22 protein-coding genes are annotated in these 25,991 nt (G+C 61.3%); 11 read left to right on the forward strand and 11 right to left on the reverse strand.

The genetic code is table 11. The features are described from left to right. Positions 1 to 44 precede the first annotated feature (44 nt). From ACM110_RS03900 to ACM110_RS03920, 5 genes are all read right to left on the reverse strand, one after another. A complete protein-coding gene (locus ACM110_RS03900; protein ID WP_416126647.1) occupies positions 45 to 1,037 on the reverse strand; it encodes a 3-hydroxybutyryl-CoA dehydrogenase in 993 nt (330 codons plus the stop codon). Continuing rightward, positions 1,037 to 2,143 carry an NAD/NADP octopine/nopaline dehydrogenase family protein gene (locus ACM110_RS03905; protein WP_416126648.1) on the reverse strand — a complete coding sequence of 369 codons (1,107 nt, stop codon included), beginning with the start codon at positions 2,141 to 2,143 and terminating at the stop codon, positions 1,037 to 1,039. Before ACM110_RS03905 ends, ACM110_RS03900 begins: the two co-directional genes overlap by 1 nt. Positions 2,144 to 2,238: 95 nt before the next feature. Next, positions 2,239 to 3,213 (reverse strand): AraC family transcriptional regulator, encoded by a 975-nt coding sequence (locus tag ACM110_RS03910; protein WP_416126649.1) that lies wholly within the window; start codon positions 3,211 to 3,213, stop codon positions 2,239 to 2,241. Positions 3,214 to 3,299: 86 nt separating this feature from the next. Then, positions 3,300 to 4,655, reverse strand: a complete 1,356-nt coding sequence (locus tag ACM110_RS03915; RefSeq protein WP_416126768.1) for a spinster family MFS transporter — start codon at positions 4,653 to 4,655, stop codon at positions 3,300 to 3,302. Positions 4,656 to 4,815: 160 nt separating this feature from the next. Continuing rightward, positions 4,816 to 6,066 (reverse strand): OprD family outer membrane porin, encoded by a 1,251-nt coding sequence (locus tag ACM110_RS03920; protein WP_416126650.1) that lies wholly within the window; start codon positions 6,064 to 6,066, stop codon positions 4,816 to 4,818. A 626-nt stretch (positions 6,067 to 6,692) separates the two neighbouring features. Between ACM110_RS03920 and ACM110_RS03925 the strand changes: the two genes are divergently transcribed. Beyond that, positions 6,693 to 7,400, forward strand: coding sequence for an SDR family NAD(P)-dependent oxidoreductase (locus ACM110_RS03925; RefSeq protein ID WP_416126651.1), 708 nt, complete (start codon positions 6,693 to 6,695; stop codon positions 7,398 to 7,400). A gap of 91 nt (positions 7,401 to 7,491) precedes the next feature. Here ACM110_RS03925 and ACM110_RS03930 read toward each other — a convergent pair whose 3' ends face one another. The 4 genes from ACM110_RS03930 to ACM110_RS03945 all read right to left on the reverse strand — a co-directional run bounded on the left by ACM110_RS03930 (position 7,492) and on the right by ACM110_RS03945 (position 12,564). Beyond that, a complete protein-coding gene (locus tag ACM110_RS03930) occupies positions 7,492 to 8,289 on the reverse strand; it encodes a transporter substrate-binding domain-containing protein (protein WP_338581387.1) in 798 nt (265 codons plus the stop codon). Between the two features lie 72 nt (positions 8,290 to 8,361). After that, the gene (locus ACM110_RS03935) at positions 8,362 to 9,531 is read right to left on the reverse strand and encodes an NAD(P)/FAD-dependent oxidoreductase (protein ID WP_416126652.1); all 1,170 of its coding nucleotides are present in this window, start codon (positions 9,529 to 9,531) and stop codon (positions 8,362 to 8,364) included. A 4-nt stretch (positions 9,532 to 9,535) separates the two neighbouring features. Further along, entirely contained in the window at positions 9,536 to 11,182 is a 1,647-nt protein-coding gene (locus tag ACM110_RS03940; RefSeq protein WP_416126653.1) for an FAD-dependent oxidoreductase, read from the reverse strand. Between the two features lie 35 nt (positions 11,183 to 11,217). Next, positions 11,218 to 12,564, reverse strand: a complete 1,347-nt coding sequence (locus tag ACM110_RS03945) for an NAD(P)/FAD-dependent oxidoreductase (protein WP_416126654.1) — start codon at positions 12,562 to 12,564, stop codon at positions 11,218 to 11,220. A 126-nt stretch (positions 12,565 to 12,690) separates the two neighbouring features. Here ACM110_RS03945 and ACM110_RS03950 point away from each other — a divergent pair, with 126 nt between their 5' ends. The 6 genes from ACM110_RS03950 (at position 12,691) to ACM110_RS03975 (ending at position 20,932) form a co-directional block, all read left to right on the forward strand. Next, positions 12,691 to 13,581, forward strand: a complete 891-nt coding sequence (locus ACM110_RS03950; protein WP_416126655.1) for a LysR substrate-binding domain-containing protein — start codon at positions 12,691 to 12,693, stop codon at positions 13,579 to 13,581. Between the two features lie 158 nt (positions 13,582 to 13,739). Then, entirely contained in the window at positions 13,740 to 14,912 is a 1,173-nt protein-coding gene (locus ACM110_RS03955; protein ID WP_416126656.1) for a GGDEF domain-containing protein, read from the forward strand. 358 nt (positions 14,913 to 15,270) lie between these two features. Beyond that, a complete protein-coding gene (locus tag ACM110_RS03960; protein ID WP_416126657.1) occupies positions 15,271 to 16,644 on the forward strand; it encodes a glutamine synthetase family protein in 1,374 nt (457 codons plus the stop codon). Between the two features lie 7 nt (positions 16,645 to 16,651). Beyond that, positions 16,652 to 18,043: an aldehyde dehydrogenase family protein gene (locus tag ACM110_RS03965; RefSeq protein WP_416126658.1), complete on the forward strand. Its 1,392-nt coding sequence runs from the start codon at positions 16,652 to 16,654 to the stop codon at positions 18,041 to 18,043. 3 nt (positions 18,044 to 18,046) lie between these two features. After that, on the forward strand, positions 18,047 to 19,207 hold the full coding sequence (locus tag ACM110_RS03970; RefSeq protein ID WP_416126659.1) for an iron-containing alcohol dehydrogenase: 1,161 nt from the start codon (positions 18,047 to 18,049) through the stop codon (positions 19,205 to 19,207). Positions 19,208 to 19,369: 162 nt separating this feature from the next. Continuing rightward, on the forward strand, positions 19,370 to 20,932 hold the full coding sequence (locus ACM110_RS03975) for an amino acid permease (RefSeq protein WP_416126660.1): 1,563 nt from the start codon (positions 19,370 to 19,372) through the stop codon (positions 20,930 to 20,932). A gap of 63 nt (positions 20,933 to 20,995) precedes the next feature. Here ACM110_RS03975 and ppk2 read toward each other — a convergent pair whose 3' ends face one another. Together ppk2 and ACM110_RS03985 are read right to left on the reverse strand one after the other, a co-directional pair. Next, positions 20,996 to 21,817 carry a polyphosphate kinase 2 gene (ppk2, locus tag ACM110_RS03980; RefSeq protein ID WP_416126661.1) on the reverse strand — a complete coding sequence of 274 codons (822 nt, stop codon included), beginning with the start codon at positions 21,815 to 21,817 and terminating at the stop codon, positions 20,996 to 20,998. Between the two features lie 55 nt (positions 21,818 to 21,872). Then, on the reverse strand, positions 21,873 to 22,532 hold the full coding sequence (locus ACM110_RS03985; RefSeq protein WP_416126662.1) for a hypothetical protein: 660 nt from the start codon (positions 22,530 to 22,532) through the stop codon (positions 21,873 to 21,875). A 228-nt stretch (positions 22,533 to 22,760) separates the two neighbouring features. Here ACM110_RS03985 and ACM110_RS03990 point away from each other — a divergent pair, with 228 nt between their 5' ends. The 4 genes from ACM110_RS03990 to phnE are packed head-to-tail and all read left to right on the forward strand — an operon-like array spanning position 22,761 to position 25,991. Further along, complete coding sequence (locus ACM110_RS03990) at positions 22,761 to 23,612, forward strand: putative selenate ABC transporter substrate-binding protein (protein WP_338581414.1); 852 nt, start codon at positions 22,761 to 22,763, stop codon at positions 23,610 to 23,612. Continuing rightward, complete coding sequence (locus ACM110_RS03995; RefSeq protein ID WP_416126663.1) at positions 23,609 to 24,406, forward strand: phosphonate ABC transporter ATP-binding protein; 798 nt, start codon at positions 23,609 to 23,611, stop codon at positions 24,404 to 24,406. Before ACM110_RS03990 ends, ACM110_RS03995 begins: the two co-directional genes overlap by 4 nt. Next, a complete protein-coding gene (locus ACM110_RS04000) occupies positions 24,400 to 25,227 on the forward strand; it encodes a PhnE/PtxC family ABC transporter permease (RefSeq protein WP_416126664.1) in 828 nt (275 codons plus the stop codon). The genes ACM110_RS03995 and ACM110_RS04000 overlap by 7 nt, the downstream gene beginning before the upstream one ends. After that, on the forward strand, positions 25,224 to 25,991 hold the full coding sequence (gene phnE, locus ACM110_RS04005) for a phosphonate ABC transporter, permease protein PhnE (RefSeq protein ID WP_416126665.1): 768 nt from the start codon (positions 25,224 to 25,226) through the stop codon (positions 25,989 to 25,991). The genes ACM110_RS04000 and phnE overlap by 4 nt, the downstream gene beginning before the upstream one ends.

The raw sequence follows: 25,991 nt of genomic DNA on the forward strand, positions 1-25,991 counted from the left end.
CCTCGCATAGTCAGGGCCCGGCATCCGGGCCCTGATGCTCAAGGCTATTTCAACGCGCCATCAAACGCTGGCGTCAGCCCCGACAACTCCAGCTTGCGGACAAAGTCGCCGAGGCGTTGCTGCTTGTAGGCGTCCACGTCCATGTCTCGGTAGTCGTAGAAACCCTGGCCATCGCGCAAGCCATTGCGGCCGTTTTGCATGTTGTCGGCAATCACCTGTGGCGACTCGAAACGCGGTGCCAGCGCGCCACTCAGATAACGCGAGGCGTAGTAGAGAATATCGCCGCCGCCCCAGTCGATGAACTCCAGCAAGCCCAGCACCGAGAAGCGCAAACCAAAGCCGACGCGCACTGCGGTGTCGATGTCTTCTGCGCTGGCCACGCCCTCTTCCACCATGCGTGCGGCTTCGTTCATCGCCAGCGCCTGGATGCGCGGCACGATGTAGCCGGCCACCGGATTGCACACCACCGGCACCTTGCCGATGCGCTTGAGCAATTGCAGCAGGCGCTCGACCACTTTCGGGCAGGTTGCTTCGCTGCGACTGACTTCCACCAGTGGCATCAGGTGCGCAGGATTAAGCCAGTGCGCGTTCACGAAGCGTTGCGGCTCACTGACCATTTCGCTGAGTTCGGTGACCAGAAACGTCGAGGTGGTCGACGCGATGATGGTCGCCGCCGGGACGTGCTCGCTGATCCAGGCAAAAGTCTCCTGCTTGACCTCGATGACTTCCGGCACGGCTTCGAACACCAGATTGCACCGGCGCAATGCCTCTGCGGACTGCGACCTTGATTGCAGGCTCAACCGGGATAGCGCGATGTCCGCCTGCTCGAGATTCAGCACGCCGAGACGAACCAGCATTTGCAGTTCGCGGCGGATGTTGCTTCGCACACGCTCGAAGTAGCCATGCCGCTCATCTTCCGCGCGGTCCTTGATGTCGATGAGGGTCACCGGCAGACCGGCGTGAATGAACGCCAGGGCAATGCCCTCGCCCATCCGGCCGGCGCCGACCACGCTGACTTGGGGCAGCGCGGCGTTCATCAGTTGTAACCCCTGGTCAGAAGCTCGGTCATCTGCGCCCGACTCAGTTTGGCCAGACCGAGGTTTTCCAGGGTGCGGCCTTCGGCGTAGAGTTCCCGCTCAGCAACGACCGAAGCAATGCTCAGCAAACCTTGCGCGACCGGCGTCGGCACACCGGCCCAGCGGCCGACGGACACCAGGAATGACAACCCCAAACGCGTGTCTTCGAGCATGTAGCGATGCTTTTGCAGGTCGATGTCTTCGCGCCAGTCGCCGCTGTCGGTCAACTTGCCATGGGCGCCGCGACCGTACATCCACTCATCACCTTCGGTGGTGTTGTAGTGGTCGGCCAGCGGAAAGTGCGGTGCGCCGTAGGTCAGTGCTTCACGCACGGCCATGCGTTCGGCATCAAGCTGGTTGGTCACACGGCGAATCGACGGCTGGGTGCCTTCGTTGTGAATGTCCCAGGATTCGAAATGCTCAAGGGGACCGGCGTTCATCATGATCAGCGGCGGGTGAATGATTGGGCCGGCGTTCATCAACGCACCGCTGAGGGCATCTTCAATCGGCTCGACACTTGGGTAGGCTTCGCGCAATACCGCGAAAGCGTGCTCGGACAGGTTGCTCGGGAACACGCCGGTCGGCAGGCGGGTGGCGTAGCAACTGATCACCAGGTCACTGGCGCCGTGTTTGCGCACCAGATAAGGCAACGTGCCGGTTTCAGCGAAGGCGACTTTGCTCTTTTTGCCCACACCGGCCATGGCCTTGGCGAACACGAAGCTACCGAATGTGCCCGGTGGCAGGAACACCACCTGACCGTCGTGCAGATACGGCGCAACCTGCTTGGCCAGGTCTTCGTGGGAGGTCGACGGCAGCGGGATGATCACCAACTGTGCGTCGGCCAGTGCTTCGGCCAGATCGTCAGTCAGCGACAGCTTGTCGCCCTGCTTGCCGACGGACAATTTGCGTGTGCCCTTGTAGTCCTTGATGGTCAGGCTACCGATGGCCAGCAGCTCTTTGAGCGCTGCACCGTCGCGACGCCACAGGCGAGTCTGATGCCCCTTTTCAGCCATTTCCACAGCAGCGGCGTAACAGCCGTGTCCACCACCCAGCACTGTAATCTTCATGGAGCCACTCCTCTTGTAAGTGACTCGATGCTAGCGAGGCGTACCGCCGCAGGCTTATCCGATTGCGCAACCGTGTTACGGATTACGCAGAAGTCTTAGTGCTTCTGCCGTCGCAGGGTGTCCGACGGCAGGCAGCCATAGCGTTGCCGATAGGCACTGGAAAAATGCCCGAAGCTGTTGATGCCGTGACGCAACAGGATATCGGTGACGGTTTCACCGGCCCTGCCCTGCTTCAGCGACTCGTGGATCATCGCCAGACGACGGTCACGGATGTACTCGACCGGCGCCTGTTGGAGGAACTGGTTGAAACCGTTCTGCAAGGTACGCACCGAGACACCACAGAGCTCGCTAAGGGTGGTCAGGCTGATCGGTTGGTCGAGGTGTTCCTCGATGTAGTCACGGGCCTTCTTCACGTGGTGCGGCAGCGGCGCGCGCGCGTCGATCAACAGATCCGCCGAGTAGTTGTGTGGCAACTGCGTGAGCAACAGTTGCATCAAGTATTCGGACAAGCCGCTGGCGAGGCGCGAACCGTCCACGCCGCTGCCGTAGAGCCGGCAGATATAGTCGAGGGTGTGATAGAGGCTGACGACGCCGGCGCCCAAATGGTCGACGCGGACATCGAAGATCACCGACTGCCGCAGGCTGCGGCCGAGCAGGCGTTGCAGTTGCGTCTCCAGGGCATCACGGTCGACGCGCAGGATCAAATTGCGGCACTCGCCATCGGTGACGATGCGGCTTTGCGCGAACGGAGAGGAAACGCTCAGGCAGCCCGACTGCATCGCCGCGCTACGCCGCCCGTGGGCCACTTCGCAGTGGCCCTGCAAGGTAATGCGAAACAGATACTGGTCGGCAATGTCGCCGATGGTGATTTCCACGGGCGCGCCATAGCGCAAATCGAGCAGTGCCGAATCGCCGAAAAACACGCCATTGAGCCGGGTGTGAATCGGCTCGTCACGCAGCACGTTGAAGCTGTGCGGGCACAGGTACTGGCTGACCTTGTCCTGGATCTCACGGTAATCGGCCGAGCTGAGCAGGCTGTGCCGCTCCAGCAGGTGTACGTCATTCAACATCGAGGGTTCTCCCGATCTGAAGCGGCTCAGCCCCGCTCCCTTCAAAAAGGAGCGAGGCCGAGGCGCCGATCATAAACTATGCCCCATCAAGCCCGGGTCGGGTACTCACGGGCATAACTTTCGCGGAAATGACGGCAACCACGCCACAGCAGAAGCACGGTCAAGGCCGATGCACCGGCGATCACCAGCGACATCGACGAACCCACCGCCGCCGGCGAGCCGAAGTAACGGTCGGTCAGCAGCGCCACCAGCGTGGTGCCCAGGCCCAACCCCAGCAGGTTGCTGATCAGCAGGAACACCGCCGAGACCTGTGCCCGCACCTGATTCGGCGCGAGGATCTGCATGGCTGCCGTGGACGCCGGCATCGGGAACGAGGCAAAGAACATCGCCGGCACCAACAAGGTCACCGACAACCATAGTTGATCGACTTGCGAGAACAGCACGGCCGGCACCGCCATGCCGAGGGCACCGATGACGCCAGTGCGCATGGCAGCGTCCTGATGACCTTTCTTCGCCAGATAGTCAGTGAGCCATCCACCGAACAGTACGCCGGCGGTGTTGGCCACCAACAGCACGGTACCGAGCATGTAGCCGGCCTCCATCGGCGACAGGCCGAACTTGCGGATGTACAGCGCCGGGCTCCAGCTCATCAGGCAGAACAGGGCCATGGCGTAGAACGAAAAGCCCAGGTAATGACAGGTGAAGGTGGCACGGTGGCGCCCCAGGAAGCGCAAGCCATCGCTCATCGCGACCTTCTTCGCCTTGCCCTGCGCATCGACTTGCAGGCCTTTGCGCGCCGGGTCACGCACGGTGAGCCAGATCAGCAGGCCGACGACGATACCGGGCAAACCGACAATGAAGAACGCCAGCTGCCAAGCCTTCATCGCACCGAGAAAGGCCACCTCGATGGTGTTCATGTCCTTGAGCATCGCGATCACATAGCCACCCACCAGAAAGGCCAGGCCACCACCGACGAACGAGCCGATCGAGTAGATGCCTACGGCGCGACCGAGTTTTTCCTTGGGGAACATGTCGCTGAACATCGAGTACGCCGAAGGCGACAGCGCCGCTTCGCCGACACCGACGCCAATGCGCGCAAGGAACATGTGCAGGAAATTTTTGCTCAGGCCGCAGGCTGCGGTCGCCAGGCTCCAGAACACCACGCCGACGGCAATGATTTTCGGTCGGGAGAAGCGGTCGGCCAGATAGGCGATGGGCATGCCCATGAAGGCGTAGAACAACGAAAACGCCAAGCCGTGCAGCAAGCTGAACTGGGTGTCGCTGATCTGCAGGTCGGCCTTGATCGGCTCGATCATCAGCGCGAGGATCTGCCGATCCACGAATGAAAAGATGTAGGCGATCATGCACAAGCCGACCACATACCACTCGTAGATGTAGGTTTTCTTCTTCTGCAGGACCGCTTCGTTGACCTGAATATTCACTAGGGTTTGCTCCTCTTGGAATCCGCTCATGCGCGCAGCGCGCCGGGTGACGGTGCACAACACACCGACTGGGAAGTTGCGGGGCAGATGTAAAGGACAAGGGGTTGGAACATGGTCAGGCCTCTTATTGTTATGGGGTCAATCGCCGGATGGACCGGGCTTACCAGAACTTCCAGGTGTAGGTCGTGGCGACACGGAATTCGTTGTAGTCGTAGCCGTACTTTTGTTTCACATCGATGTTGCGCACATCCAGCCCGAGGCCTTGCAGCGCCCCGCTCTGCACCACATAGCTGAGCCCCAGAAAGCGTTCGCTTTCCTGGTTGTCGCTCAGGTTGCCGCCACGGTTCCAGTTGGTCCCCTTGATGTAACGGGTGTAGAGCTTCAGCCCCGGCATGCCCATCCCGGCAAAGTCATAGCTGTAGCGCGCGCCCCAGGACTTTTCACCCGGGCGGACAAACCCCAGGGACGACCAGTGCACCAGATAAGGCTGCGGGATGTAACCGTTCATGGTCGGGAACACGCTGTCACCGAGCATGCGCTGGTAACTGAGGCCAAACATGTGAGCGCCCTTGAGCAAGCTGAACAAGGCGCCATAGGAACGGTTGTCGATTTCACCGTTTAGCGCATTGCCGTCTTCATTGTTATTGAAGTAGCGCAAGTCGGTTTTAAGTTTGTAGCCGTTGCCCAGATCAGCCATATGCATCAGGCCGAAATAGTGTTGCTGGTAAATATCGTGCAGCACGCCATAGAAGTAACTGGCTTGCAGGTTTTTGCTGATGTCGTAAGTGACGCCACCGAAGTCCAGGCCATCGCTGTCGAGATTATCGGTGGAGCCGTATTTGTAGAGTTTCTCGTGGTTGGAAGACTCTCGTGTCACGGCCGACCAGAAACGGCCGCCGGTCATCGTCAGACCATCGATTTCCTTGGATTCGACCACGGCCCCTTGGTAGATGGTATCCAGTTGCCGACTGGTGTCATCGAACGCCACAGGCAATTGCGGGCGCAGATCGCCGACCTTCAACTCGGTCTTGCTGTAGCGCATCTTGAAGGTTGCACCGGCGCGGCTGTAGTCATCGGCCGTCTGCCGATCGCTGACGCTGTACGGCAGCGAGCCGTCGTTGCCCGACGAATCCAGGCGAACGGCGTATTGCGCGTCCACATCAAGGCCGATGGCCAGGGCTGTGTCGGTGTAACCGGAAGTGAACTGCGCATCGAAACCCTGGGACCAACTATGCACTTCAGAATCGACTGCATTGGTATTGGTGTAGTTACGGTGCAAGTAGAAGTTACGCGTATCCACTTTGAAGTGGCTGTCATCAATTACATCGGCCTGCGCTGCCAAGGGTGAACACATCATTCCCAACGCGCCGGCAATACCGAGCCCACGGCAAGACTGTTTTACTTGAAACATCCGACATCTCCACATCTGTATGTGCTTGGGCACTGTATTTATAGGAGCAGGAGCAGAATCAAACTAAAAACAAAGGCGGATGGCCTGAGGGATATAAATGACGATGGGTTCGAGCATTGTCAGGCCTCTTATTGTTATGGGGTAAAACGCCTGACGAGCTCAATGGAGCAGTCCGTCAAGACGACACGCCTCTTGTCCATGCAAGGTAAGTCAGTAGACGCGCCGCGGGTATTAAGACGAACAGCATCCGCAGGGGGGAAAACGCCAACCCGGCTAAAGATTTCCCTTAGTTGATTCAGAAGCGGGGCGTGGTGTGCGGCGAGAGGAACAGCGCGTCCATACACCCGGATCGCGAATTCCAGAAGCAATTCCGGGCGGACGTCTGCTTTAACAGCGCCGCACATACTTGGGTACCAAGTCGCTCATACGCATGTATTTACAACCTTTACCAACGCATGACAGACGCCAACGGCCGAATCTTTAAACTTGCGCCATGGCCAACTTCATCAGTGGGTCTGCATCGCTTCGAGGTCGCCTGCGTGGCCGCTAGCAGCGCGAAAGTGCGCTGCAGAGTCGTCGGCTTGATCGGCGTCAAAGCTAAACGAGTACATGTCTGGAGAAAAAACATGAGTGCACCGCAAAAGGTAGTCATCGTTACCGGCGCGTCACAAGGCATTGGGGCTGAAGTAGTGAAGGCGTTCCGAGGGCTCAACTACCGGATAGTCGCGACGTCCCGCAAGATCAAGCCGTCAGAAGACCCCGACATCCTGACAGTAGCGGGAGACATCGGTGATCCAGCGACTGCGCAGCGTGTCATCAACGAAGCTGTCGCGCGATTTGGCCGAATCGACACGCTGGTAAATAACGCCGGCATCTACATCGGTAAGCCTTTCACTGAGCACACGCTCGAAGACTACAACGCCGTCATGAATGTAAACATGTCTGGTTTTTTTCACATTACCCAACTGGCCATCGCAGAAATGCAAAAGCTTGGGAGCGGTCATGTGGTTACCGTTACCGGCAGCGTAGAAAACGGCATCAGCGGCGCGCATACGGCCTTGGCGGCGCTGACCAAGGGTGGCTTGAGCGCCGTGACCAGGTCGCTGGCGATTGAATACGCGAAGCAAGGCATTCGCGTTAATGCCGTTGCACCGGGCGTCACCAAGACGCCTATGCATACCGAGGAATACTACGAAATGCTGGCTTCCCTTCATCCGCTGGGACGTATGGGCGAAGCGAGCGAGATCGCCAGCGCTATTGTGTTCCTGGATTCGGCAGCGTTCGTCACGGGAGAAATCCTGCACGTTGACGGCGGCCAAAGCGCCGGTCGATAACGGACGGGGCAGAATCCTTTGCGGCTATCGCGAAGGACTCTGCAGGACACGCCCGGCTAATGAGAATGGACAATCCAGCTGCCCCCGACTTTCAACGTGGCCACAGATCCACCGGAAAGTACTTTTGCGAGATCTGCGTGTACTTGCCCGATTCATGCAATTGGGTGAGTGCCTGATCGATTCGCGCCTTGAGTGCGGTGTCGCTCTTGCGCAAGCCCGCCCCTACCCCCAGCCCATATTGCAACGGGTCCATTTTCACGCTGCCGGTGCCTTTCTCTTCGTAGTCAGCGCCGTCGGCGGAACTCAGGAAAGCGATGTCGCCGAGCTTGTCGAGGAACATGACGTCGATACGGCCGGACAGCAAATCGGCATTGCAGTCGTCCTGCGTGTTGTAGATCCGGATGTCGGAGGTTTTGCCGTACGCGGTGCGGATGAATTCGGCGTTGGTGGTCGAGCCCTGCACACCGATGGATTTACCGGCCAGGCCTTCCGGTGTCAGCGTCAGGTTCGCGCCCTTCTGGGCGACGAAAATCCCGGTCGTCTCATAGTAAGGACGCGAGAAGGCTATGACTTTCTGACGTTCAGGACTGATGCCCATCGAGTTGAACAGCACGTCGAACTTGTTGGCGAGCAGTGCCGGGATGATGCCGTCCCACGACACTTCCTTGATCTCGCACTCGGCTTTCAACTGCTCGCAGAGCGCCCGGATCAGGTCAGGTTCGAAGCCGGTGAATTGCCCGGTGGGGGTCTTGACCAGGAACGGCGGATAAGGCTCCGCGGCAACACCAAAACGCAGGGTTTCCGCCGCGGCGTTGGCGGGCGCCGTGAAGGAACACAACGTCATGCCGATAGAGGCCAGCAACGTGAAATTGCGGAACATTCGTTTCATGGTCGATCCTTATTTTTATGAGGATGGTTGCACATAGAACGGTTCAATTGCGTGCAGCGATACAACAGGTTTTTACGCCGCAGGCGCGGGCAACGGCAGCCACCCCTGGATGGCTTGCCAATCAGACTCAAGTGAAGAAAAACGTGAGAGCGAGAAGCTAGACAAATCGGCGAAACTGCACGACCCGTCAACCACCAGATCACGAATGGCATGACCGCTCGCCGGAGAGAGCCCGAAACCGACACCGGACATCGTCGCCACCGTGACGTTGTCCAGCACTGCGGGACGATCGATGACGGGGCGACCGTCCGGCGTGTTTTCGATGAACCCTGCCCAACTGCGGATCACCCGTTTGTGAGCAACCTTGGGGAACAGTTCGGCGAGTCGTTTGGCGATATTGCATTGCAGCGGGGTCGATTGCGGACGTGTGCCGCGCAGATCGGCGAGATCGACCCATTCGTGCGGGCCGCCACCATACGCCAGGTTGCCACGCAGGGTTTGCCGGCCATACAAACCGTTGCCATCCACACCGCCGACTTCCAACAGCGGAAGCGGCTCGGTCACGATCATCTCGGCGCGCGCAGTGACCAGCGGAATGTTTACGCCGAGTTGGGCCGCCAATTCGCCGGTATGCGGACCTGCAGCAATCACCAGATGATCGCAGGTGAGCAGGCCTTGGGCCGTGCGCACGCCTGTCACGCGATCGCCCTGGCGCTCGATTTCGACGACGGGCGTGTTTTCCAGGACGCGACCGCCGAGGTTTTTCAGTGCCCATGCATAGGCTTGCAAGGTACGGTGCGGGTTGGCATGGCCGCCGAAATGGTAGTAGTAGCCAGCCAGCACGTTGTCACCGGCAAAAGGAACGAGTTCGCGCACCTGCCGAGGGTCCAGGAGGTCGACGCGCAAGCCGTACCAGGCGGCTTCATCCACGACTTTCTGATCGAGGGAAATCTGGTGTTCGGTCAGGTCGATACTGATGCGGTCCGGGCGGTACTCGGTCGGATAACCGAGCAGTTCGTCCATCATCGGCCACAGCCGTTGTTCTTCGACAAACAACGGACTGTGGTGATGCGAGCATCCACCGCCGTTTCGTCCCGATGCGCCCCAGCCAATCAGGCTTGCGTCAAGGACCAGCACGTCGACGCCATCGCGCGCCAGCCACCACGCAGCGCTCAATCCCGTCACGCCGCCACCGATGATGACGACGGAGGCGCTGGTGGTCGATTTCTTAACTGCCTGCATGGTCTCAGCCCTCGTGATGCGACGGATGGATAGGTCGGGCAGCGTCCAGCGGATGCCTGGCGACAGTCTGTTGCCCGGTGCACAACCAGAACGGGGTCCACTGCGACGGCATGTCAAACCAGGCATCCCATCGACTTTGCATCTGTGGCACCTCTTCGACCTGCCCGGCCTGTTGCAGCGACAATGGGCGCACCGGCGGACGAAACGAGGCGAGCGCGATGTCCTCGACACTCATACCGGCGCCGATGCCGATCAAGGTCGCCACCTGCTCGCGGCAACGACGGCCCTGGCATGGGCCCATGCAGGCCCGGGTCAGACGCTTGGTCACATCCGGGTTGGGCGAAGGGTTTGGCATAGCGTCTTTCAAAGCTGCATCGGCGGGTGTCCAGTCGAGATAACGCGGCGGCTGTTGCCCGAGGATTTCGCTGGCCGTCACCTCTTCGCACAAACACACGAAGGGTTGGTTCTGCGCGTGGAAGGTGGACGCACGCACCCAAGCCGCGCGATGGGTTGCGATGTCGAAAACGGGCAGGTCAGGAATCGGCGCCGTGTCGACCTCATTGATATGGACACCCAGCGCGGCCAGAGCGGTTTGCGCGGCGACCCGGCCTTCACGCCGGGAAATGTCGTCGTCCAGGCTTTTTGAGGCCCATACGCCAGCGCAATCGCCCGCCACAAGGACGAAGGGCAACGACGTGCGCAGCAAAGGATCGGTGTCGGGGACGTGACCGCCACGGTCGCCCTGAAATGTCGTGCTGCACCCCGCCGCCTCGACCAGTTCAATCGCGGGAATGGCAGCCACGCCAAGCAGCACCGTGTCGCAGTCGATCTCGTGCAGGGAACCGGGAACGGGACGTCCCTCCCTGTCGACGGCGATGGCGGCAATCCGCTGGACGCCGAACGCATCCCCGATTGCCTCGCGAACCACATGCCCGGTCAACACCTGGGCGCCGTGCTCGACCAGCAAGCCGAGCAGTGCCGCATCGCCGCTCACGTGTCCGGCCTGCTCAATGATTGCGACGATACGCACGCCTTTGCTGGTCAGCGCATGGGCCGTCGCCAGCGCTTGCGTGTCGCTGCCGACCAACACGGCGCGCTTGCAATCCAGCGCCTCGTAAACGGTCGCAAGCCGATGAGCCGCGCTGGCGCCCATGACGCCGGGGCGATGCCAACCATCAAAGGCCAGGCCCATGTCACGCCTGCCGGCCGCGACGATGACCTGTTTGAAACGCAGCAGCCAGGCGTTTTCCTCATCGGCCAGACCGGCAACGGCGCCCTCGATCCACGCTGTGGTGGGTTGTTGCGGGAACAGTCCCCAGACCGCCGTGCCGAGACGCACATCGACCCCGGCGTCGAGCGCTTCGGCAATCTCCGGACGCGCATCGAGAAGGGTCTGCAGCACGCTGTTGCGGTTGGCCACCGCCGCGCCCATTCTGCCCCCGAAATGCAGCGGCACCTCTTCGCCCATGGTTTCGAGGGGGACCGGATTTTCATCCACCAGCGTAACGCGCAGGCCATGCCCGGCGGCGGTCAATGTGGCGGCGAGCCCTGCTGGGCCGGCGCCGACGATGAGAATATCGGTTTCGTCGCTGATCGGTGGCGCCTTGCCTGCCACCGAGGCGGGATCGTAATAGATGTTTTGTTTGGTCACCGTATTTCTCCCGAGAAATGACGCATTGGCAACGACTAGAACAGCGACGACGGTGGCTTGACATCGCCCTCGGCAAATCGCGACAGACGCAGCTGGCGCATATCCAGTCCCGGGTCGCCGGAGTCGATCCAACTGGCCAGGGTCTTGCCGACGATGGGGCCCATGGCAAAGCCGTGGCCGCAGAATCCGGTGGCGACGGCCAGACCGCGCGGCGACGTTTGCGCGTCGATGACGGGAATGCCGTCCGGCAACACATCGATGGCGCCCGCCCAGCGGTCGGCGATCTGCGTATTCAACTGCCCGGGGAACGCGGCCTTGAGCGCGCTCATGGCGGTGCCCAAGCCTTTTTCATTCGGTGGGATAAGCGGATTGCGTACGTGAATCCCCTCCCCTAGCCGCGCCGATTCCGACCACGGCATGCGCTGGTGCAGATCGGTCAGGCAGGCACCGTTGAGATTGAAGCGAAACGATTTGCGGTGTGCCCACAGCGAAGGCGCATACCAATGCAGTGCGCGCAGATGGCCGAGCGTCATGTCGACGTCGACATGGGCGTCGTCGGCGATGTTGAAGCTGCCGTCGAGCCTTTGCCGAAAACCCACGCCGTTGGCGATCGTCGAAATGCCACTCAGTGTCGGCCCGGACGTGGTCCGCGCCACTGTTCCCCTGACCAGTTGCTGTGGCAGTTCGATGCCGAGCATCTTCAGAAGGCGGAACGTCGTGACGCCCGCAGCGCACACCACCGTGTTCGCCTTCACGTAACCGCGCTCGGTCTCAACGCCCACCACCTGGCCGGCGGCAACGTCGATGCCTTTGGCGCCACAATGCTCAACGATGTGTGCGCCCAATTCACGGGCACGCATCGCGAAGGCGCGGGCCACGAGCGTGGGCTCTGCCTGGCCGTCGCTGGCGGTGAACAAGCCGCCCAGTTGCGGGACGGCGTAACCCGGCAGTTTCTTTTCCACCTCACGCGGCGACAGCATCACGGTGTCGACCGAAAAGCTGCGCGCGACCGACAGCCACGATTCGTAGCCATCACGCTCGGCCTCATTGCCCGCGACGAAAAGGCAGCCGTCGTTGCGCCATCCCAGGTCGGTCTGCAGTTCACGTTCCAGCGAGCGCCAGATTTCGATGCTGGCCTGCATCAGCGGCACCTCGGCTTCGTCACGCGATTGCTGGCGAACAAAGCCCCAGGCGCGTGACGACTGCTGGCCCGCCAGCGTGCTTTTTTCAAGGAGAAGAACCTTGGCGCCCGCTTTGCTAAGGTAGTACGCGCACGCACACCCCATCAGACCGGCGCCTATGATCGCCACGTCGACTTCACGAGGCAGGAGCTCACCCTGAGGCGTCGACACGCTGGCAAATGCTGCTTCTGGAATGTTCATAGGGGAACCGTCAGGTTGAAAATGACGCGTAGCGCCGCGTCGCTGTTTCGGCTAAGAATGTGCCCCGACCCGCTGAAATTACAGTGATGTATCCGCATTAATCCCATGCGAGGAGCGCATAGAACGATGAGCCGCCAACTTCCATCCATCGAGCTTTTGCAGGCCTTCCTGACGGTTGCGAAGACGGGCAACTTTGGCCAGGCCGGTGAACAGCTGCACCTGAGCCAGAGCGCGGTGAGTCGGCAGGTTGCGCAATTGGAGGCGCGCCTGGAGAGCCGCCTGTTCGAGCGGCACACGCGCAAGATCGTGCTCACCGCCGAAGGCCGGTCGCTGGTGCCGGTTGCGGAGCAGGTCATCGGCCTGCTGTCGGACGCATCGCACATGCTCGCCACGGTCGGTAAAAGTGTCAGCCTGCGCGCGCATCCGACCATGGCGGCGCGCTGGCTGATTCCACGGCTAACGGCGTTTTATCGCTTGCATCCGCAAGTGACCGTCAGTATCGACACGGTGTATCACCGCTTTCCCGATTTTGCGTTTGAATCGGTCGACGCGATGATCGCCTACGGAACTGCCACATGGCCGGATTTCGAAGCGCTGGATCTGTGGGAAGAGGAACTGATTCCGGTGTGCTCGCCGGCATTGCTCGCCGGAACCACCGTGGAAGAGGTACTCAAGACCGCACGGCTGGTGGACTCCAGCATGGATCGCCTCGACTGGCGTCGCTGGGATGAGTACTACCCGGATTCAACCGGCGCCGATAACGCGCATCTGACCTTCGATACGCTGGAGTCCGCGATTGTCGCCGTGAAATGCGGTCAGGGCATCGCGCTCGTCGACGCTGTGCTGACGCAAGATGAATTGCTCAACCAGCAACTGACGCGAGTGCATTCAGGCAGCATCATTACTGGCGGGCGCTATACGCTGGTTTATCCAAAGCGAGTGAAGCGCTCAAGCGGTTTTTCCGAGTTCATCGAGTGGCTGGAGCAAGACGTGATCGGGCGCGAAAGCGTCAAGTAACCTTGCGCTTGCGTCGCTGTCGAGTGATTCCTCGATGCTCGCACCACAGGGGGAATAGCATTGGGAATGTACCCGTCCATTAACGCCAGACGATGCTGTCGATCACTGAACCGCTTACAATCACGCCTTTCCACCGCATTCAGAAAGGCAACAAGGCTATGGCGCTCGACCCTCCCACGATGTTGACCCTCTCGATCGCCCTCGCAGCGGCGGCTGCGCTGTACCTGGCGATCGAGTGGCGCAGCATTCGTGAACCCTCGCTGCTGTTCTGGAGCGCAGGTTTTGCGACGATTACCGTGGGTTCGACGCTTGCCCTGTTGCGCGGGATCGGCCTGTTGCTGGTGGGTATCTGGTTCGCCAACGGCCTGCTGGTGTTGGCCCACTGGTTCTTCCTGGTCGGTGTCGCGCGCTTCACCCAGGCGCGCCTGTCTCGCGCCTGGTATCTGATCTTCGTCGCCTGGGTGGCATTGCTGTTGCTGCCGGATGAGCCTTCGTGGTCAAAGATCATGCTGCTGGCCAACTCGCTGCTGGTCGCCCTGCTGTCGCTACGAGCCAGTTTCCTGTTGCGACCCCACGGCAAGTCGCTGAGCGTGGGGGCGGTTCAGCTGCGTTACGTGCTGCTGGTCCATGGGCTTTTTTATCTCATCAAGTCGGTAACGGCCGTGGTGCCGGGCACGCTGATCGACCTCGCGGCCTTTCGTGGCGAGATCATTCAGATCTCCCTGGTCGAAGGCGTGATGGCGATCATGCTGATCGCGCTGTCGATGACCGGGACCGAGCGCTATCGACGAGAGAAGCAGATCGCACGGTTGGCCGAACGCGATCCATTGACCGCCCTGTACAACCGCCGCGCCCTCGAAGTGCGGGCTCCGCGGCTGTTACGTGACGTATCGAGCGCTCGACCGGGCGCACTGCTACTGATCGACATCGACAACTTCAAACCGGTCAACGACCTGTACGGCCATACCGCCGGCGACCGGTTGCTGGTGTCACTGAGCGAGATGATCCGCTCGGTGCTGCCCGAAGACGCGCTTACCGCGCGGTTGGGCGGTGACGAATTCGTCATCCTGCTGAGCAACGCGTCGAAGGAGCGAATCGTGCAAATGGGCAACGCATTGCGTGATCAGTTCCACAGCGCCGCTGCGCAGACATTCACCACGCCTGAAGCGGTGACCCTGAGCATCGGCGCCAACTTGTTCGACCATCCACCGGCCAGCCTGGCGGCATTGATCGAGCAAGGCGACGCTGCGCTGTATGAATCCAAGCGTGGCGGGCGAAACAGCATCCGTCTGGTCGACCGGACCGTGGTGAGCGGCGAGCCTGCACGCTAATTCAGGATGCTGCCCCTTCCCCCATCACATCCTCTGCCCAACTGATCGCCGCCACGACGGTGGGGAAACCGATCGTACTGGTGCTTGAGATTTTCGTAGGTCGAGTGCGCTCTCTTCTTTGCCATTTCCGTTCCTCCGCAAACCGGATGCGGGCCTGCGCCGACGGGCGCATTCCCAACGATGTTTACCCCGTTCCACAAGGCTTCGCTCCGTGAAAACTTGCGAAAACCGACAGTAGGCTAAGCTTAGTGCAGCTTATTGCCCACGATGCTCGCGGCGGCAGTTGTTGGATTTTTCTGGAGAGCGTCTGCAACAGCTATCTCAGACAGACCCAAACAATTTGCGCAGGATTGCCGTAATGACCGAGCCTTTTCTCAGTTTTGACCAACTCAAGCGTGCTGCCACCTCTGGCGAAATCGACACCGTCCTGGTGTGCATGGTCGACATGCAGGGACGGCTGGTGGGCAAGAGATTCCAGGTCGAGTTTTTCATCGACAGCGGTCATGAAGAAACCCACTGCTGCAATTACCTGCTGGCCGACGACATCGACATGGAGCCGGTGCCAGGTTACGCCGCGGCCAGTTGGAGCAAAGGCTACGGCGATTTTGTGCTCAAGCCCGACATGAGCACGCTGCGCAAGGTGCCGTGGCTCGAATGCACGGCGCTGGTGCTGTGCGATGTGCTCGACCATCACCATCGGCAAGACTTGCCCCACAGCCCCCGGGCGATCCTGAAAAGACAGGTCGAGCGCCTGCGTCAGCGCGGCTACACCGGCATGTTCGCCTCGGAACTTGAGTTCTACCTGTTCGACGAAAGCTACGAGGCCATCCACAAACGCAACTACTACAAGCCGAAAACCGCCGGGCACTACATCGAGGACTACAACATCCTGCAGACCACCCGCGAAGAGCCGGTGCTGCGGGCGATTCGCAAGCATCTGCAGGCCTGCGGGATTCCGGTGGAAAACTCGAAGGGCGAATGGGGGCCGGGCCAGGAAGAGATCAACATCCGTTATGCCGACGCCATGACGATGGCCGACCATCACGTCATCATCAAGCACGCCTGCAAAGAGATCGCGCAACTACAGGGCAAGGCGATCACCTTCATGGCCAAGTGGCGCTATGACGCGGCCGGTTCCAGCAGCCACATCCACAATTCGCTGTGGGACAAGAACGCCAAGAAGCCGCTGTTTTACGATGCCAAGGCCGAGTTCGGCATGTCCAAGCTGATGCGTGCCTGGGTCGCCGGGCAGCTCAAATACGCCAATGACATCACCTGTTTTCTCGCGCCCTACATCAACTCCTACAAGCGCTTTCAGGCCGGCACCTTCGCCCCGACCCGCGCGGTGTGGAGCCGGGACAACCGCACAGCCGGTTTCCGTTTGTGCGCCGAAAGCAGCAAGTCCATCCGCATCGAATGTCGCATAGGCGGTGCCGATCTCAACCCCTACCTGGCCTTCGCCGCACTGATCGCAGCAGGGCTGGCCGGCGTCGACGAAAAACTTGAGCTCACACCGCCCTTCGAAGGCGATGCCTATCTCGACGAGCAATTGCCGGAAGTCTCCAAAACCCTGCGCGACGCCAGTGCCGCGCTCCAGGGGTCGAGCATGTTGCGCGAGGCGTTCGGTGATGAAGTGATCGATCACTACGTGCACACCGCCGAGTGGGAACAGAAAGAGTACGACCGGCGGATCACCGACTGGGAATTGCAACGCGGCTTCGAGCGCTATTGAGGCGATCATGACAGCAACGATTCAACTCATCTCGCCGGTCGATGGCCGGATTTATGCCGAACGTCAGTGTGCCGATGTGGCGCAAATCGAACAGGCCTTGGCAGCAGCCGCCACCGCCCAGGCGCAATGGAAGCGCCGGCCACTGAATGAACGCGCGGCTTTTTGCAGCGCCGCCGTGGACGCGATGCTGGCCATGAAAGCCGAAATCGTCCCGGAGCTGGCCTGGCAAATGGGCCGCCCGGTGCGCTATGGCGCGGGCGAGTTGCGCGGTTTCGAAGAGCGGGCGCGGTACATGATCGGTATTGCGCATGACGCGCTGACCGCACTTGAACCCACGCCCATCGCCGGTTTTCGACGACAGATCAAACGCGAACCGCTGGGCGCGGTGCTGGTAGTCGCGCCGTGGAATTACCCCTACCTGACGGCGGTCAACACGATCATCCCGGCGCTGATGGCCGGTAACAGCGTGATCCTCAAACACGCCTCGCAAACGCTGCTGGTGGGCGAGCGTTTCGCCGAAGCCATGCGCCGCGCCAATTTGCCCGAAGGGCTGTTCCAGAATCTGCTGCTCGACCATGTGTCGACCGGGGCGGTCATTGCCTCCGGCCGGGTGCAGCAAGTGAACTTCACCGGTTCAGTTGAGGCCGGCAAAGTCATGGAAAACGCCGCCAGCGCAAGATTTCTCGGCATGGGCCTGGAGCTCGGCGGCAAAGACCCGGCTTACGTGCGCGCAGATGCCAACCTTGAGCATGCGGTAGAGAATCTGGTGGACGGCAGTTTCTTCAATTCCGGGCAGAGCTGCTGCGCAGTCGAACGCATCTACGTCGACCAGAAAATCTATCCGGAGTTTGTCGAGCGTTTCGCCGAATTGACCCGCCAATACGTGCTGGGTAATCCGCTGGACGAAGCCACCACCCTTGGTCCGCTGGTGACGCCGGGCGCGGCGTTTTTCGTCCGTGCGCAGATCGCCGAAGCCGTGGCCCAAGGCGCGACGGCGCTGATCGATCCGCAGGCCTTTGCCGCCGACGTACCGGGCAGCGCCTATCTCGCGCCGCAGGTGTTGGTCGGTGTCACCCATCAAATGTCGGTCATGCGCGACGAAAGCTTTGGTCCAGTGGTCGGCATCATGCCGGTGAACAGCGACGACGAAGCCATCGCCTTGATGAACGACAGTGAATTCGGGCTCAGCGCGTCGATCTGGACCCACGATCTCGCCGCCGCCGAACACCTGGGCAACGAGATTGAAACCGGCACCGTGTTCATGAACCGCTGCGATTACCTCGACCCGGCGCTGGCCTGGACCGGGGTGAAAAACAGTGGGCGCGGCGTGACGCTGTCGCGTCTGGGCTACGACAACCTGACCCGCGCCAAATCCTTCCATCTGCGCCACGAGATCTGAGCCATGAGCCTGACTGGAAACTGGAACTACCCCACCAGCATTCGCTTCGGTGTCGGCCGCATCACCGAACTGGCCGAGGTCTGTCGCAGCCAGGGTATCCAGCGACCGCTGCTGGTCACCGACAGTGGCCTGGGACGGGCACCGATCACCACGGCAGCGCTGGACTCGTTACGCGACGCAGGTTTGGCCGCTGCGCTGTTTTGCGACCTCAAGCCCAACCCGGTCGAAGCCAACCTGGCCGGCGGGCTCGATGCCTGGCGCGCGGGCAACCACGATGGCGTGGTGGCCTTCGGCGGCGGCAGTGGCCTGGACATGGGCAAGTTGATTGCGTTCATGAGCGGCCAGACTCGCCCGGTCTGGGATTTCGAGGACATCGGTGACTACTGGACCCGCGCCGATGAGAACCGAATTGCCCCGATCATCGCGGTGCCGACCACGGCGGGCACAGGCTCTGAAGTGGGTCGTGCGGCAGTGATCATCGACGATAGCAGCCACACCAAACGGATTATTTTCCACCCGAAAATGATGCCACGGGTAGTCATCAGCGACCCGGCCCTGACCGTCGGCATGCCCGCCAAAGTCACTGCCGGCACGGGCATGGATGCGTTGTCGCATTGCCTGGAATCCTATTGCGCCCCCGGTTTCCATCCCATGGCCGATGGCATCGCGGTGGAAGGCATGCGCCTGGTGAGTAGTGCCTTGGTGCGCGCCGTACACACGCCTTCCGACCTCGATGCGCGCGGGCAAATGCTCGCGGCGGCGGCGATGGGCGCCACTGCTTTCCAGAAAGGCCTGGGCGGCATGCATGCCCTGGCGCACCCGATTGGCGCGCTGTACGACACCCATCACGGCATGACCAACGCGACCCTGATGCCCTACGTCCTGAAATTCAATCGCCCGGCCATCGAAGAACGCATCACGCGCCTGGCGGCCTACTTGCACCTGCCCTCCCCGGGTTTCGACAGCTTCATGGCCTTCGTCCTCAAATTGCGCAAGGACGTTGCCGTGCCGCACACGCTGTTCGAGTTGGGCGTGGACGACAAACAGGCGGACTTGATTGCGGACATGGCGGTTGTCGACCCCTCGGCGGGAGGCAATCCGTTGCCGTTGACCAAGGCCGGCGTGGCGGAAATTTTTCAAGCGGCATACCACGGCCGTCTGTAGGAGCGAGCTTGCTCGCGATGGGCGTTAACGATAACGCGTGCTTCCTGAATAAACGCGTCGCCCTTAAGTCCATCGCGAGCAAGCTCGCTCCTACAGAAAATCAGGTCGCAGCCTACGGCGGCTCAGTTCGGCCTGCACCCAAACCTGAAGGGGCACACAACAATGAACCCAGCAAGCCAGCCCGGCACCGACGCGCCGCATGACGATGACGTCAAGGTGCTGCACAGCATGGGCTATGCCCAGCAGCTCTCGCGACGAATGGGCGTTTTCTCCAACTTTGCGATTTCCTTTTCGATCATCTGCATCCTTTCCGGTGGCATCAACTCACTGGCCCAGGGCACTTCGGGCGCAGGCGGTGCCGCGATCGGCATCGGCTGGCCGATCGGTTGCCTGATCTCCGGGGTGTTCGCCCTGGCCATGGCGCAGATTTCCTCGGCCTATCCCACCGCTGGCGGCCTGTATCACTGGGGCTCGATTCTCGGCAATCGCTTCACCGGCTGGCTCACGGCCTGGTTCAACCTGCTGGGGCTGGTGACGGTGCTCGGTGCGATCAACGTCGGCACCTATTACTTTTTCTTCGGCGCTTTCGGCCCGGCATTGGGTATGGAGGACACCACCACGACCCGAGTGATTTTCCTGGCCATCCTCACGGGGCTCCAGGCCCTGTGTAATCACTTGGGCATCGGCCTGACCGCCAAACTCACTGATTTTTCCGGCTACCTGATTTTCGCCACCGCACTGGCGCTGACCGTCGTCTGCCTGATCTCGGCACCCAGTTATGAGTTCTCGCGGCTGGTGACCTTCGGCAACTATTCCGGCGAGGCTGGCGGCAGTGTCTGGCCACAGGTGTCGAACGGCTGGATCTTCATGCTCGGTCTGCTGCTGCCGATCTACACCATCACCGGCTACGACGCCTCCGCGCACACCTCCGAAGAAACCCGCAATGCGGCGATGTCGGTGCCCCGTGGCATGGTGATGTCGGTAGTCTGGTCGCTGCTGTTCGGCTGGGTGATGCTCAGCGCCTTCGTGCTGATGCTGCCGAGCATGGACGAGGCGGCCACCCATGGCTGGAGTGTATTTTTCTGGGCCATGGATACGCAGGTGAACCCTACGTTGAAACTTGCGCTTTACGTGGCGATTTTTATCTCGCAAGTGCTCTGCGGACTGGCCACGGTGACTTCGGTTTCCCGCATGATCTTCGCCTTCTCCCGTGATGGCGGCCTGCCGTGCTCCAAGGCACTGGCCTCGGTTTCACCGACCTTTCGCAGCCCGGTGGCGGCCATCTGGACCGGTGCCACGCTGGCGGTGTTGTTCGTCTGGGGCTCGTCGGTGATCTCGATCGGCGAGACGCCGGTCTACACCATCGTGGTCTCCTGCACGGTGATCTTCCTGTTCTTCTCCTTCGTCATTCCCATCGTCCTGGGCCTGTTTGCCTACGGCACCTCGAAGTGGCCGACCATGGGCCCGTGGAACATGGGACGTTTCTGGTACACGGTGTTCGCCCTGCTCTCGGTCCTGTCGATGGTGATCATTTTCGTCATCGGGATCCAGCCGCCGAACGATTGGGCGCTGTACATCACCATCGGTTTCCTGGTGCTGACGGCGATTGTCTGGTTCGGTTTTGAAGCACGACGCTTCCAGGGGCCACCAGTGGGTGATGTGATCATCAAGCGTCAGGCGGAAATCGCGGCGGCTGAAGCGGCCTTGAACAAACCCGGAAGTTGACCCGGACAACCTTGAAGGTCGATCACTGAGCCTGTGCGATACGGCTCAGTGATCGTCGTCCTCTCAGAATTTTTCCGGAATGCGCCTGAGTGGATAATCCGGCTCGCGATAGCCGCCGGGCTTCTGCCGCTTGGGCAGCACCACCTTCTCGCGCGGCACATCCTTGTACGGAATGCGGCTGAGCAAATCGGAAATGATGTTGAGCCGGGCCCGTCGTTTGTCGTTGGAGTTGGCCACCAGCCACGGTCCGTGATCGGTGTCGGTCGCCTCGAACATGTCGTCGCGGGCGCGGGAATAGTCGTACCAACGGCTATAGGACTTGAGGTCCATGGGTGTCAGTTTCCAGATTTTGCGGCCATCCTTGATCCGCGCTTCCAGTCGACGGGTCTGCTCATCAGGGCTGACTTCCAGCCAGTACTTGAGCAGGATCACGCCCGAGTCGACGATTGCGCGTTCCACATGGGGCACTGACTTGAGGAACGTGACCACCTGCTCTTTGCTGCAGAAGCCCATCACGCGCTCGACGCACGCGCGGTTGTACCAACTGCGGTCGAAGATCACCACTTCGCCGGCGGCAGGCAAGTGCGGCAGGTAACGCTGCACGTACATCTGGCTCTTCTCGCGTTCCGTCGGCGCAGGCAACGCCACTACCCGGAACACGCGCGGGCTCACCCGTTCGGTGATCGCCTTGATCGTCCCGCCCTTGCCGGCGCCATCGCGACCCTCGAAGACGATACAGATCTTGATGCCTTCCTTTTTCACCCACTCCTGCAACTTGACCAGCTCGACGTGCAGTCGGCGCAACTGTTCAAGATAGTCTTTGTTCGACAGCTTAACGCTACTAGCGGGATTACCTTTGGAGGCGCTCTTTTTATCCTTTGCCATGGCCTATTCCTCACCGATTAGCACCGACGGTTAACTGGATGAGTCTAGTCCATCCTCACCCGCCCAAAGCGATGATCGCGGTGATCAATACCGCGCCGGTCACCGCCAACGCGACCCCGCCTTGCCAGGGTTTGCCCCCGGCGTAGCGCGCCAGGATCCAGCCGGAAATGAACAGCACCCCGAGCCCGACCAGATTGGATAGACGCACGGCTAACCCTGTCTCGTCGAGCAACAGGAATGGCACCACGAGCGGGAATGTCGAGAGCACGACCAACAGGAAAACCCCGAGCGCGCCGATGAAATCATCCCAAACCAGCCGCGGCTGTACCGCTGTGCCGGCAAACGCGACCAGGCGTCGACGCAGCGCCTCCAGCTCCTCGGCACCGGCGGCTGCCGAGAGGCGTGGCGGCAGCGCCTCGGCAATCAGCGCCTGCCCCGCCGCGTCTGTCCCGCTGCGCAAACTGGCCAGCAACGTGCGATTGCGTGTGCGCTCGATCAGGGTTCGCAACAGATACATCACCGCATCGGCGAGCCCCCAGGCGAGGTTGCAGCCGAGCGCGGCGTACATCATCGTGCGTTCCGCTTCCTGGCCTCCCGTCGCGACGCTGATGGTTCCGGTGAACGTCATCGCCATGAGCAGACCGAAGATCACTTCCGTAACCCGATCGACAGGATCGAGCACACGTGCGCGCTTTTGCAGTTCAGTGCCTTGCATGCGTCCCACCTCGCGGTTCCGTACTCGCGTGATACCCGGTTTTTCAGCTGCACTTCATTGTAGATTCAAAAAAAACCGACGCTGGTGTGGCGGGCCGCGAGTTAATCAGCAGGCGATTGGAAGAGCCCCTATAATCGCGGCAATTCGTCTACCCTCACAGTGCGCAGGGCGGCATTGAGCCTGAACGCGCGCATCGACAATCTTGCGCAAACGAAACGGAGAACTTCCATGCTCAAGCGTACCCTGGCACTCGCCATCGGCTTGACCCTGTCTGCCTGCACCTTGCTCGCACAGGCCGCGGACACCCTGAAAGTCAGCGCCATTCCCGATGAGGCGCCGACCGAACTGCTGCGCAAGTTCAAGCCGCTGGGCGCCTACCTTGAGCAGCAATTGGGCATGAAGGTCGAGTTCGTGCCGGTGAGCGACTACCCGGCCGTGGTCGAGGCGCTGGCCACCGACCGCATTGATATGGCCTGGCTCGGTGGCTTCACCTTCGTGCAGGCACGCCTGAAAACCGGCAATGCGATTCCGCTGGTGCAGCGTGAGCAGGATGCGCAGTTCACCAGTAAATTCATCACCGCCGACCCGAACGTCAAATCTCTCGCCGACCTCAAGGGCAAGACCTTCGCCTTCGGTTCAGTGTCCTCGACATCGGGCAGCCTGATGCCGCGCTATTTCATGCTCAAGGACGGCATCAAGCCGGAAACCTGGTTCAGCCGCGTCGGTTACTCCGGCGCCCACGACGCCACCGTCGCGTGGGTCCAGGCCGGCAAGGTCGATGCCGGTGTGCTGAACGCCAGCGTCTGGGAAAAACTGGTCGCCGCCGGCAAGGTCGATACCAACAAGGTCAAGGTGTTCGCCACCACCCCGGCCTACTTCGACTACAACTGGACCGTGCGCGGGACGCTCGACCCGGCACTGGCCAACAAGATCAAGGCAGCCTTCCTGGCGCTCGATCCGGCCAAGCCTGCGGACAAGGAGATTCTTGATCTGCAAGCTGCCAGCCGCTTCATCGAAACCAAGCCTGAAAACTACAAGGGCATCGAGGAAGCCGCGCGCGCTGCCGACCTGCTCAAATGACATTGCAACTGAACCGGGTCAGCATCACCCACGCCAATGGCGTGCACGCGTTGCGTGGTGTTGACCTGCACATTGCTGCCGGCGAGCGGGTCGCCATCATCGGCCCGTCCGGTGCGGGCAAGTCGAGTTTGCTCAATGTGCTGGTTACCGCACTGCGCCCGAGCAGCGGTGACCTGCAATTGCTTGGCGAAAAGGCCTGGCAGCTGTCGGCCCGCCAGCGTCAACGCCTGCGCGCGCGGATCGGCCTGGTGCATCAGTCGCCACCGCTGCCGCCACGCCAGCGTGTGATCACGGCGGTGCTGGCCGGCAAGCTTGGCCAGTGGAGTCTGGGCCGGAGCCTGCTGAACCTGCTGCACCCGGTGGACATTCCCGGTGCGCGGGCGGCGCTGGCCCGACTGGACCTGGGCGATAAATTGTTCGCGCAATGCCAGCAACTGTCCGGCGGTCAACTTCAGCGCGTTGGCGTGGCCCGCGTGCTGTATCAGGCACCCGAGGTGTTGCTGGCCGATGAGCCGGTGTCAGCGATGGACCCGGTGCTGGCCGAGCACACGCTGGCGGTCCTGTGCCGTCATGCCCAGGAACACAACGTCACGCTGGTGGCCAGCCTGCATGCGGTGGACCTGGCGCTGGCGCATTTCCCGCGCATCATCGGCCTGCGTGACGGGCAGATCCTGTTCGACCTGCCGGCCAGCGAAGTCGACCGCGAGCTGCTCGACAAGCTCTACGCCAACGAGCAATTACAGTCTCCGCCCGTGCCTTCGCCGCCCTTGGTTGTGCAGATTCCCCGATGCTGACGCGCGACTCCCGAGATCCGGCCACCCGCCCGCGTCTGCTGCTCAGTCTGTTGGCCATTGCCCTGTTGTGGCCGGGCATTCACTTCAGTGAACTGGACCTTGGCGTGCTGCTGGCGAGCGACAGCCAGAGCGAAATCGGCCGTTTCGTGGCGACCTTCTGGCCGCCCGCCTATGGCGAAGAATTCCTCCCGCTGCTGTGGCAAGCCACCTTGCAAACCCTGGCCATCGCCACTGCGGGCATGACCCTGGCGCTGTTGTTGGCAGTGCCCGCCAGTTTGCTGGCCAGTCGTGCGCTGTCGCTGTCTGCCGCTTCCCGTGCCGGACGCCCAGGCTACTGGGGCCGACTGCTGCGCTGGCCGGTGCGCGGCTTATTGATATTCCTGCGCAGCGTGCCGGAAATCGTCTGGGCCCTGCTGTTCGTGCGCGCCGTGGGCCTCGGTCCGACGGCCGGGGTACTGGCGATTGCCATTACCTACAGCGGCATGCTCGGCAAGGTCTACGCGGAGATTTTCGAATCGGTTGACCAGCGTCCGGCCCACGCGCTGCTGCAAGCGGGCAGCGGTCGGCTCGCGGCGTTTTGCTACGGAATCCTGCCCAATGTCGCGGCCGAGTTGCTGTCGTACACGGTGTATCGCTGGGAATGCGCGATCCGCGCTTCGGTGGTGATGGGCTTTGTCGGCGCGGGCGGCCTGGGCCAGCAAATGGATCTGTCGCTGCGCATGTTCGCCGGCGGCGAAGTGGCCAGTCTGTTGCTGACGTTCCTCGTGCTGGTGCTGTTCGCCGATCAACTCAGCCGCCTGCTGCGCTGGAGGCTGGCATGAATCGCCTGATCAATCTGGCGCTGCTGCTGTGCATCGGCGCTGCGGTAGTCGCATCGTTCAGCTATCTGGGCATCGACCTCGGCGCGCTGGGCGATAGCAATAACCTGAAGCAGATGGGCGCTTATGCGCAGCGTTTTCTCAGACCGGACCTTAGCGCGGGCCATTTGCAGGCCATCGCCCATGGTGCCGTGGAGACCATTGCCATGTCTGCCCTGGGCACCCTGCTCGCAGCAGTGTTCGGTCTGATATTGGCGCTGCCGGCGGCGGGCCGGTTCGGCTGGCCATTTAAAAGTGCCTCGCGCCTGATACTCAACGCCCTGCGCGCGATTCCGGAACTGGTGTGGGCAGCGCTGATGGTGCTGGCCGCCGGGCTCGGCCCGAATGCCGGCACCCTGGCGTTGGCCCTGCACACCACCGGCGTGCTTGGTCGACTGTTCGCCGAAGCACTGGAAAACACCCCGCCCGAACCTGCCGAAGCAATCCGACTGCAAGGCGGCAATGCTGTGTGGGCGTTCTGTTACGGCACCCTGCCCAACCTGTTGCCGCAACTGTTGGCCTACATTCTGTACCGCTGGGAAAACAATATCCGCATGGCCAGCGTGCTCGGCTTCGTCGGCGCCGGCGGTTTGGGGCAGATGCTGTATGTCAGCCTCAGCCTGTTCCAGGAAGCCCAGGCCAGTACGGTCATCCTGGCCATGCTGGTGCTGGTGTTCGCCGTCGATTCGCTGAGCAGCTGGAGCCGTCAACGCTGGGTCAAGGCCTGA

This window comes from Pseudomonas sp. NFX98 (assembly GCF_047784845.1).
Taxonomy (GTDB): domain Bacteria; phylum Pseudomonadota; class Gammaproteobacteria; order Pseudomonadales; family Pseudomonadaceae; genus Aquipseudomonas.